The sequence below is a fragment of the Butyrivibrio sp. genome (genome assembly GCF_024699075.1).
Genome location: NZ_JAILQF010000076.1, coordinates 1 through 11,480 on the forward strand (window position 1 = coordinate 1; position 11,480 = coordinate 11,480).

The 11,480-nt window shown below is 37.3% G+C and carries 7 protein-coding genes; 1 reads left to right on the forward strand and 6 read right to left on the reverse strand.

The window, feature by feature from the left end; translation table 11 throughout:
* Positions 1-315: 315 nt before the first annotated feature.
* The gene (locus K6G87_RS02965) at positions 316-531 is read right to left on the reverse strand and encodes a hypothetical protein (RefSeq protein WP_296833677.1); all 216 of its coding nucleotides are present in this window, start codon (positions 529-531) and stop codon (positions 316-318) included.
* Positions 532-666: 135 nt separating this feature from the next.
* Entirely contained in the window at positions 667-1,278 is a 612-nt protein-coding gene (locus K6G87_RS02970) for a LexA family protein (protein WP_296833680.1), read from the reverse strand.
* A gap of 249 nt (positions 1,279-1,527) precedes the next feature.
* Between K6G87_RS02970 and K6G87_RS02975 the strand changes: the two genes are divergently transcribed.
* Complete coding sequence (locus tag K6G87_RS02975) at positions 1,528-2,949, forward strand: MATE family efflux transporter (RefSeq protein WP_296833682.1); 1,422 nt, start codon at positions 1,528-1,530, stop codon at positions 2,947-2,949.
* A 1-nt stretch (position 2,950) separates the two neighbouring features.
* Here the strand turns inward: K6G87_RS02975 and K6G87_RS02980 are convergent, their stop codons facing one another.
* From K6G87_RS02980 to K6G87_RS02995, 4 genes are all read right to left on the reverse strand, one after another.
* Positions 2,951-5,353, reverse strand: coding sequence for an ATP-binding protein (locus K6G87_RS02980; protein WP_296833685.1), 2,403 nt, complete (start codon positions 5,351-5,353; stop codon positions 2,951-2,953).
* A gap of 44 nt (positions 5,354-5,397) precedes the next feature.
* Positions 5,398-8,382 (reverse strand): response regulator, encoded by a 2,985-nt coding sequence (locus K6G87_RS02985; protein ID WP_296833687.1) that lies wholly within the window; start codon positions 8,380-8,382, stop codon positions 5,398-5,400.
* A gap of 101 nt (positions 8,383-8,483) precedes the next feature.
* Entirely contained in the window at positions 8,484-9,227 is a 744-nt protein-coding gene (locus tag K6G87_RS02990) for a hypothetical protein (protein ID WP_296833690.1), read from the reverse strand.
* A 92-nt stretch (positions 9,228-9,319) separates the two neighbouring features.
* The gene (locus tag K6G87_RS02995; protein ID WP_296833691.1) at positions 9,320-11,377 is read right to left on the reverse strand and encodes a M13 family metallopeptidase; all 2,058 of its coding nucleotides are present in this window, start codon (positions 11,375-11,377) and stop codon (positions 9,320-9,322) included.
* Positions 11,378-11,480: the final 103 nt, after the last annotated feature.

Here is an 11,480-nt window from a genome sequence, read left to right on the forward strand (position 1 = left end):
ACAATCAAAAATGCAATTTCAACATCGACATTATATGTCAGGTTTCCTATAAGCTTGGACAACACTTTTTCACCTCATAAAAACGTCAGAATAGTATCACATCTTACGTAAATATATCGGCATAAATTTCCCCAAAAGCAATAGCTTTGTGGTATTTTATGAGATGAAAGTTTGCAGAAATAATTAAAAGAATTAAATTTTTTCCCAAAAAAGTATCTAAAAAAAGTATACACCATGCACGCTTTTGTGTATACTTTTTCGACCATTTTTCATTTATTCGCAGTGGATTATACTTTATAAGGACAGCACAAGACTTTATTTCTCGATGTCTCCCGCCAGAAGAATTCCCTGATTGGCATAATAGTTATTAATGCTGTCTCTGCAGCTTTCTATGCCATTATCGATATGATGTATTCCTATAGATGCCACAAAAAGGTTACGGATTGTGAAGATAAGAAGTGTCACTGTAAGTATCATGATTATACGCATTACAAGATGGTAAACTCTTCTGGATACATATACATTTCTCATAATCTAATACCCCTCTTTTCTTTGGAGATAAATGCCTTTGCATTTAGAGCTCCCGGCCCTGTAAAGAGCTTTTGGAAAGCATCAATGTTCTAACAATGATCTGTTAAATTACAATTAGTGTTCAATAAGTACTTATCAGAATCTCTTTATAACTGAAGAAAGAACGCCCTGAATTATGATCTTGTCCGGTATTATATCGTCGTATCCCCTTTGTTCGTTCTCCGGATGAAGTACCAGTCTTTCTAAACCGGCATCATATTTTAATCTCTTTAAAGTATTCTCTCCATCTTCATTAAGTGCTACTACTATATCTCCCTGCTTAGCTGTTTCTGATTTTCTGATAACAAGAAGATCGCCTGAATCAATGCCGGCATCTACCATTGAATCCCCAACTGCATGAAGTATAAATAATTCTCCGTTACCAAAAAGTGCTGTAGGAAGCTGCACATAGCTGTCTATATCACTGCTTTCAGTCTCAGGAGCTCCACACGTGATACCGTCTTGCATGAGAGGAGCCGATGTCATATTCTCATCCATCTTCATGGTGGACTCTGTACTTATATGTCCATCGCTGTAATTAAGCATTCCTTCTTTGTTCATGGCAAGCAGATATCTGTAAGCAGTACTCTTATCTATCGAAAGTCCTCTTCCAATTTCTGCAGTAGAAGGATCTCTCATATTATCCTTATGAAATTTTATAATGAAGTCTTTGATCTTCTCCTTAAGTTCAGGACTTTTGGATCTCATATCCTACTCCTGTCTTATAAGTCTTTGGCATCGGATTGCCCGCCATTCCTTGATTCAGACTGATAATTTTCAAAAATTTTCTATCTGCAACGAGCCGTTGCTGATAGAAATATAATAACATATTTCCTTATAATGTCAACATTTTCTTATAAGTCAAAATATTATTCTCTTTTGTATTGAGATAATCAGGGCCACAACGTATAATGGTCTTTGCTTAAGTTTCCAAATCAACAAAATGTAGGGGTTTTTATGAACAAAACAGTATTTATCAAAAAAGACAGAACTAATTCACTGATCGCACCACGCTCTTTCTACGTCCATGTACTGGCCGTTGCAGTTCCGATCATGATACAGAACGGCATCACCAACCTTGTTGGTATGCTTGATAACCTCATGGTAGGTCAGCTCAGTACCGAAGCCATGTCAGGTGTTTCCATCGTCAATCAGCTTCTTTTTGTATTTTATCTGTGTATTTTCGGCGGACTTGCCGGAATAGGAATCTTTAGTGCTCAGTTCTGGGGCAAGAAAGATCTTAAAGGAATGCAGTATACTATGCGTGCCAAGATGATCCTTGCTTTTGCATTGACTATCATTGGCTTATTTGTATTATATGTATTCAGATATTATCTTATAGGGATGTTTCTTCACGAAGGTGCAGATACAGGTAATCTTGATGAGACCCTGCGCTATGCGATTTCATATCTTCTTGTTATGTACGCAGGTCTTTTGCCTATGGCAATCACCAACGTATATGCTTCAACTTTGAGAGAATCAGGTCAGACTGTTGTTCCTATGACTGCAGGAATTATAGCAGTCATAGTTAATCTTATCGGTAACTATATCCTTATTTACGGTAAGTTTGGTGCTCCTACTTTAGGTGTTACAGGTGCTGCTCTTGCAACTGTTATCTCACGATTTGTGGAAATGATAATAGTTGTATCCTGGACACATTCCAATCCTGACAAGAATCCTTATATCAAAGGCTGTTACAACAGTTTTTACGTACCAAAAGACCTTGTTTACAAGTTTATAGTTAAAGGCGCTCCTCTTCTTGCCAACGAAGCCCTTTGGTCTATAGGAACAACAATGCTTGTTCAGTGCTACTCTGTAAGAGGACTGAATGCAGTTGCAGCACTTAACATTTCCAATACACTTGCTAATGTATTTAATATTGTTTTCATAGCAATGGGAAGTGCCACATCTATTCTCCTTGGGCAGGAGCTTGGTGCAGGACGACTCAAAGGAGCAAAGCTCTATGCGTTCAGATTAACTGCCTTTTCAGTAATACTCAGTTCGATTTCAGGATTACTGCTCTTTATAGTGGCACCTGTATTCCCTGATCTTTACAATACCACTGATCAGATCAAAGATATTGCCCTTGGCCTTCTGAGAGTAAGCGCTATATGCATGCCACTATATGCATTTACAAACTCAGCATATTTTACCATAAGATCAGGAGGAAAGACCTTTATCACTTTCCTATTCGACAGCTGCTTTTGCTGGATAGTATCATTCCCTGTAGCATACGTTCTATCACGATACACCAGCATGCCACTTGTATATATGTATCTTACAGTCCAGTCCATGGATCTTCTAAAATCCGTAATAGGCTTTATCATAGTCATGCGCGGTAAATGGATCCACGACCTGACAGCCTACGCCAAAGGCTAAATTATGGATTTAGTATTACTTTGTCGTCCGGAAGAAGTTTGATCAGTAGTTTTTCGAGCTTTTCGGAATCAACCGGTTTAGACAGATAAGCTACAAAACCTTCTTTAAGATACATCTTTTCTGCACCTGTTGTTGCATTTGCTGTAAGAGCAATAACAGGTGTAGCATAACTCATAGCCATATAATCATTCTTAAGAAGATGAAGCGTCTGTATTCCATCAGGCTCCGGCATCATATGATCCATGAATATAAGATCATATTTATTATTGCGAGCCTTCTCATACGCCTCGTTTCCACCATCTGCGCAGTCTATCTGTATCCTGGTATTCTTCAAAAGTCCGACAAAAACTTCTATATTCATTCTGTTATCATCAACCACCAGTACCTTTGCATATGGCGCCTGGAAAAGCTCTTTGTAATTAACATTCTTAATAGTATACTTTCTGATTGCTTCTTCGAGGTCTCCTATCGGCTCATTATTAATAATCTTCTGGGGTATTACTATATTAAATGTTGATCCTTCTCCATATACACTCTCAACTTTTATCTCGCCCTCCATTGCATCTATTAGTTTTTTGGTTATGGAAAGTCCAAGGCCGGTTCCTTCTATGTGGCGATTTTCTTTTTCATCAGCCCTGTTATAGCTTGTAAATATTTCTCCAATATCTTCAGGCTTTATTCCAATTCCTGTATCCTTAACAGTTATGCACAGACAGAACTTACCATCAGCATCTTTCCTGTCAGCGATCAAAGTTACAGATCCTGAATTAGTATATTTTATGGCATTAGTAAGAATGTTGGTTATTACCTGCATTATTCTTACCGGGTCACCATACAAAGTTGAAGGAAGCAAAGGACTTATATCTTTAACAAATTCCAGTCCGTCCTGCCTTGCTCTGGTTACAAGAAGGCTTACGCAGTCCACAAGAAGGGGGGCAAGACTATATTCTCTGTATTCCAGATCTATCTTATCATTTTTGGATTTTTCCACATCAAGCATGTCATTTATAAGAGACATAAGCATACGAACAGCATTTTTGATACTGTTTGCATATGATCTGATATCATTACTTTCGGTTTCTCTTTCTATAAGTTCAGCCATTCCGGATATTGTATTAACAGGAGTCCTTATCCTATGCGACATAAGTGATAGAAACTCAGTCTTCTTTTCTCCTGCCTTGATAGCAGCAATCCTCTTACTATGGATTTTAATGATACCAAGAATCGCCTCTATGACTACGGATATCAAAAGTATAAGCATGCCAAGCACATATACAAGCGAAGATACAGCCCTTATATCAAAAAACATCCTGACAAGTTCAAATATCATGAGTATCATAAAAATAATAAGTCCTACTATGACTGTCCTGTACCTGGTTTTACCACCATTTAAGATATCAATTATAGATATAACAAGAACTATTAAAAGTGCAAAAAGGATTATACCAAATGTATATTTTAAAGTTCCTGCAAAAAAGGCGATCTTGCTGTAATGAAGATATGAAACAGCTATAGCATATATTATGCAGATATCTTCGATCACTTTATAAAATTTTTTATACCTGTCAGCCTGAAGGGCATTTGCAAACATCAAAAAAGGTACCGGTACGAATACCAAAATCTGGCAGGCAGCTTCAAATAAGCTTCTATGATCTGCAGTTTCATACTGCAAAAAGGTATTACTAAGAGGTGTCGATCCAAGTCTCCACAAGCATATAGATAATATACCTATTGCAATATATAAGGCAGATGAAGGCTTACCTGAACTAAACATATAATATGATGAAATAAGTATAGTAATAACAGCTATTGCACCTAGTACAAGTGTAAGTATAGTTGATCCGATCGTACTATATGCATAGTAGTACCATATTCCGCCCTGCGACCCCAGTAAAACCTCACTTATCCACCCTTTAAAAAGAGAATCTGATTCAAGTTCTATCTTCACCTCTTTGCCATGATCATCTTTGTAAAGCTGGGCAAAAATACGCGCAGAAGGACTAGTTCTTGATCCGATTCCTTTCGTTCCGGGGCAAAGAGAATAGTCAGCTCTTAGTTCATCTCCTATATATATTTTTACAATAGATATATAACCTGTTATTGAAATCCATGATCCTTCTTCTATTTCACTGGGAAGGTTATTTACAACTGTGATCTTCCCATCTTCTGTTTCCAGCCTTTCAGGCAGATCCTTAATATCAGTTCTGCTTCCATCCAAAAGTACCTGCTTCCAGCCTTTATTAAAGAAAGAATAGCTGTATTCATTTTCTCCATAGTCATTAAATCTGGTTCTTTGTCCAGTGCACAGCATGACAAAAACTGATACGATGAAAATAACGCATCCAGCCATAATGATCATATATATATTCAGTTTTTTAGAACTTCTGCAATTACGGCTAAACATCTTTATCCCTCAGATAGTTGACTGACAATAACTTCATGTATCGATCATTCTTTAACTGCGTTAATGATCCTTGCACTGTCTGCTGACGCCAGGCCTTTCCTTATCTTTTTAATACGCTCTTTATCAAGAGATCCAAGTTTATAACCTGACAATTCTTCAAGAATTTCTTCAATACTGTCAAAATCCAGGCTGCTTGCACATTCTTCTATTGCTGAATATGCATCCTCAAGTTCTTCTTTGGATATATTTTTAAGCTCGTCATCATTTTCTTCATTTTCCTTAGTGAAAATATTTTCAAGTTTACCTGCAATTTCCTTATATTCATTCAAAAGCGCCGGCACTTTTGTCCAAAATTCCTCCTCTTTTCCCGCATCTCCGCATTGTTCAAGATAAGCAGCATGTTCGGATAATTCTTTGCTTCCTATTATCCTTGCATTTGATTTAAGGGCATGAACTTTGATAACGCCATTTTTTAGATCTTCATCATCAATTATCTTTTGAAGCATTTCGATATTATCTTCTGATGTATCAGCAAATGTCTTTACAGCATTTACAAACAGTTCTATGCTTCCGCAGTTTTTGACTCCGTCATCTGTCTCTATTTCTGATATATTCTCTATCATATTAAATTTTTCATTATAAACTGTTTCAGTTCCTTCAGTCTGAACATCCATGGCCTTGTCTTCGAAGTAGGTCCAAAGCATTTTTTCAAGTTCGAAGGTCTTTACAGGTTTTGAAAGGTAATTATCAAATCCCTTTCTCTGGTACTCTTTTCTTGCTCCGGCATACTCATTGCCAGTAAGGGCTATTACAATGACTTCATCTTGGGTGTCTTTATACATATCCCTTATTATGTGCATGGCCTTTTCTCCACTCATACCAGGCATCCTGTCGTCCATGAATATAATGTCAAAAGAATCTTTGCCTGCAAGATTTATGGCCTCTTCACCACTGGTCGCAGTCTGAATCTTTGAGCCTGTTCTCTTTAATAGTCCTTCTATTACGGAAAGGTTCATTGAAGAATCATCTACACACAAGACTTTAAGCTTATCAGAATAAAATCTTCCCTTTTCATTTAATATACTTAGATCTGGTTCTATAGGTTTGGTATTCCAGCTTGAAATTTCTTTATCATTTGCCTTTTTCTGAATAATATCAAAAGAAAACTCTGATCCTTTTCCTGGAGTTGATCTGACATTAAGCTTACTTCCAAGCACTTCTAAGAGCCCATTGATAACTACAAGTGACATTCCACTTTGGCCATCTTTTTCTCCGGTATTTTCAAAAGGATCAAAAAGCTTATTAAGATCTGCAGGGCTTATACCAACGCCGGTATCTGAGATCACTATAGAAAACATAACAAGTTCATGCCCTGTTTCATCAGTTCGTCCAAGATCCTCAATATATGCTTCAAGTGTTACCTTTCCCTTGTCAGTATAACTAATTGCATTATTTAAAAGTTCACCTACCATTTTGTAGATCTTCTCATTATCTCCTACCAAAAGCCTTTCTTCTATGCCATGCTGTTTGAGCTGCATAGTAATTCCCTTCTTGACTGCAATAGGCTCAAAGATTTTGTACAAAGATGTGATAGCTATTTCTGCATCATAGGTTTCTTCAATAATATTAACCTTGCCTGATTCAAGCCTCGAATAATCGAGGATCTCATTTACAAGTCTCAAAAGTGACTTGCCGTATTCTCTGATTTTTTTGCCATATGAAGTTATATTGTCTTCTGATGATTCGCGAAGTATCAGTTCTGCCATTCCAAGGATTGAATTGATTGGGGTTCTTATTTCATGTGACATGCTGGCTATAAACTGTGACTTTGCAGTTGAAACTTCTTCTGCAACGCTTCTGTCTCTTCTTTCGATAACATAGGAAAAGATCATATCAACTATCGCACATACCAGGATAAGTATCATTCCAAGGTTAACAATAGGAGTAGCAGGAGTATCAGGATGAATCGCATAGAATATACCTGCAACTACGCCTGTAGCAGCAAAGCCGATATAACCTGAAATGGTGATTTTGTTTTCTGTAAGACTTCTTTTAAATATATCTATAAATATGGTTATTATCATATATATTGTTGATGCTACTGCTATAACAACAAGATACGGCATAGTGAATATATATGTATAGACTCCAAAACTGTTTAGAATAGCAGTGACAATAGAGGCTCCTACAGCAGCTATTGAAAACGAAATGTTTGATCTGTGATATCTTCCTTTTTGAAGAAGATCAAGACTATAAAGAAATGGTATTGGAATTATTGAAAAAATCATATAAGCAGCATCAGATGCAATGCTTATATTATTAAAGATAAGCTGTCTTAAATGAGAGTCACATATCTCCCATGCAGAATACAAAAATACTCCAAACCCAAGGAAAATAAACTTTCGACTGTTTTTACTATAAGTACTTACAACAAGAAGGATCCCTGAAGCCCCTATTGCTATGACCATAACAATAAGAGGCAGTACAAATCCAAAGTCATCTCTTATTGCATAGTAATACCAGATACCTATCTGGCTGCCAATTACTATGTCATTAATAGAATAAGCAAAGACCTCATATTCAGATGAACCTGTGATCGTGATAGTCTTTCCTATGTCATTTTTACTAAGCTGTACAAAGAGATAAAAGCTGGGAACTGTAGTCCTTCCGTATTCTTCGAATGTTCTGGAATAAGATTTTCTTAGATTTCCATCTATATAGATATGAATATTCTGGCGGGTGCTTCTTATAGACAGCCATGAATGTTCAGTAATTGTGATGGGCAGTTCTCTTTCTATAACGAACTGCTTGGAATCGCTGGGCAGAGCTTCTCCGGGAACTTCTACAGGAACTCTTGTTCCATCATCAAGGACCTGCTCCCAGTTATCTGAAAGCAGACTAAAATAAAGCTCTTTGTCCAAGTAGGAATTACTTTGAAACAGACCGACCGAAAAGAGCCTAAGTGCTGCAAATGCAAGCACAACATAGCATATAATTAGTTCAATACTGACTTTGGCATCTCTAATCATATCGAAGAATATATCGGCATAATTATGATATATCCTTACAAAAACATATTCTGCCTCTTCATATGTGATCAGATAAGGAGTGGCAGGTTATCTTGAGCATTTTATATATCATGACCTACATTATGGTCGTTATCGTCGTCCCATTCATCAAAAATATCTACTCTTTTACTATCCAAAAGATCCTGATATAAAGGCGAATCATAGAAAGCCTTGATCTTGGCCTTGTCACGGGCAGGGCCTTCTTTTACCGATGTATAAATACTTAAATTTATTCTGTCAAAAAATTTAAGGCCGATTTCAAAATCCTTTTGAAGCTGGTCAAATGTCTGACCTTCCATGCCGTACATTAAATTGATCCAGCTGAAATATTTACTGATCTCCTCCGGTTTTGCACCGGGAAGTCCTTTTCTTAATATGTCTTCACGAAGATGTTCGTCAAAGGTTTCTATTCCGCATCTGAATATTGTCTTTATCCCGCGTTGTTCAAAGAAATCTATATAAAAACTGTTAGACTCCCTGAATATATAATGGCCTTCAAGTATAACAGTACTAATGCCCTTACAACTGCAGGTATCTCTTATATAATTCATGGTCGTAAAAGGAAGCTCAGTATAGGAAGCTGAACAGGTAATATCAAGTACTTCAGACCCTATTTCTTTTCCTTTTACAAGCTCAAGGACTTTTTTGTTTACTGAATCGCACTTTAAAACAGAAGATGACTTATCCTCCTGATAATCGCAAAAGGCGCACCTTCCCCAGGAACATCCAAGAGATACTAGTAACACCGTTTCTCTTTTCATAAAGCTCTTATCATCAAATTGATATCTTACTAAATCGTGAATCATATTTTATATCCTTAAAAGAAAGGCTCTGCGCAAAGACTGCGCAGAGCCAGGTTGTGATAAGTTAAATATCTAAAGATGGAAGATATCTGTACTTATTTCCAGATACCTACTCTGTCTTCAGGAGCAACATACATTCCATCGCCTTCCTGAATATCGAATGCCTCATAGAATGCATCCATATTGGAAAGAACAGCATTAGCTCTAGCTCGTCCAGGTGAGTGAACATCCATCATAAGGAGTATGCTTGCATATTCATAGGTCATCTCTTCTGCCCATATATTAGCCCAGGATACGAAGGCTTCCTGAAGAGCATCCTTATCATCACCTATAACCTGTGTAACAACATATACGCCGCCAAGGTCTGCTATATTCTCTGTAATAGTAAGAGCACCATCAACAGTTGACCCTGTCTCTAATGATGGGAATGTATCATAATAATCTATGATTTCCTGGCACATATTTACATATGCGACGTACTCTTCTTCTGTCCACCATGGATTATAATTACCATTAGCATCATACTGAGATCCTGATGAATCGAATGCATGGCTTATCTCGTGACCTATTACAGCACCAATTGCTCCAAGGTTAGCTGCTTCTGAAGCATTTGGATTATAGAATGGATCCTGCATAATACCTGCAAGGATTGTGATACTATTGTTTGAAGGATCATAGAATGCGTTAATTGTCTGAGGAGTAGCAATCCACTTTGTTCTATCTACCGGATTAGAAACAAGTTCCTTAAATATAGCATTATTCATCTGATGACTCTTGATCATGTTAGATGTAAGTGAACCGCCCTCTTCTTTGCTATCTACAGGAGCTTCCTGGCTAAGATAATAATCAAAGTCATCCGGATATCCAACTTTAACCTGAAGAGAATCAAGCTTTGCAATTGCAGCCTGCTTGGTTGTCTCGCTCATCCACTCCTGAGAATTGATGATGTTCTTGTACTCAGCAAGAATCTCTGTGATCATCTTGGTAACTTCTTCTTTAGCTTCTTTTGAGCAGTAATTATCTGTGTAAAGAACACCATAATTCCATTCAAGGAAAGATGCTGTCTGAGCCATCCAGTAATATTCCTGTGACTCTGCTTCAGTAATACCATTAAGCTTATTGCTTGTCTCTACTGTAAGATCATATGCAGTCTGAGTAGTTATTGCACGAAGATCATGAACAAGTATTGTAGCTGAATAGTCCTTGAGCATCTGAAGATTATCTTCTGTGATAAGTTCTGAACACATCGCCATCTTAGCTTCATCAGGTACAAGATATCTGTCGAATCCTGATACATCCTGAGCCTGCATATAGCTTGCCATATCTATAGCAGGGAATGCAGCAATAAGATCTGCTTCTGTATAGATATTGTAATACTTCTCAACATCATAATAATCTGTGCTTTCAAGTTCTACAGATGCAAGCTTTCTTGCAACTGTATCAGTATTTTCAACCATTCTCTGAGCATCTTCCTGTGTGAAGCCATTGATAAGAAGAAGCTGGAAGAGATACTGATTATAAATTTCGGCATAAGATTCATAGCCTTCTGTTTCATAATAGTCCTTACCAAGGAGAGAGTCTCCGGCAGATACTGATATTATGTATCTTGTAGAATCAAGGTCATCCTGATTCAATGCAAATGCAGGAAGGATTGAACCATATCCTGTATCTACGCCAAGACTCATTACAGCAGTAATGTACTCTGTAATATTAGTTGAGTTAAGTATACCATCCATGTATTTCTGGAACTCTCCGAGTCCGTCAGCATTTCTTGCTTCTGTGTCGCTGAAAAGTTCATACATGTCATGAAGCTTTTGCTCCGGAGTTCCCTTTCCATAATTGTCTTGTGAGTTGATCTCGGAGAAAATCTCTTCCATCTGAACTTCCTGCTGATCAGAAAGTTCTCCAAACCAGGACCACTGTGAATCTGTAGCTGCAATTTCATGTGATGCAAATGTATTAGCATTTACAACATCATAGAAATTATCCTTGTAGCTTATGCCTGTAGCCTGAGACAACGTTTCAAGCTGTGCCTCAATGCTGGTTGTAGCAACTTCTTCAGCGTAAGCTGTAATTGTAGCCTGAGGTACAATTACCATAGAAGCTGCCATTATCACTGATAATAGTGATTTAGATTTAGATAATCTGAGCATATATCTTCGTCCTTTCAATATAATTTCATAGCACAAAACGTGTTATGTTTTATTAACTACTAATATAGTGTAACAAAGTGCAAAACTGCATGCAACCAAGAAA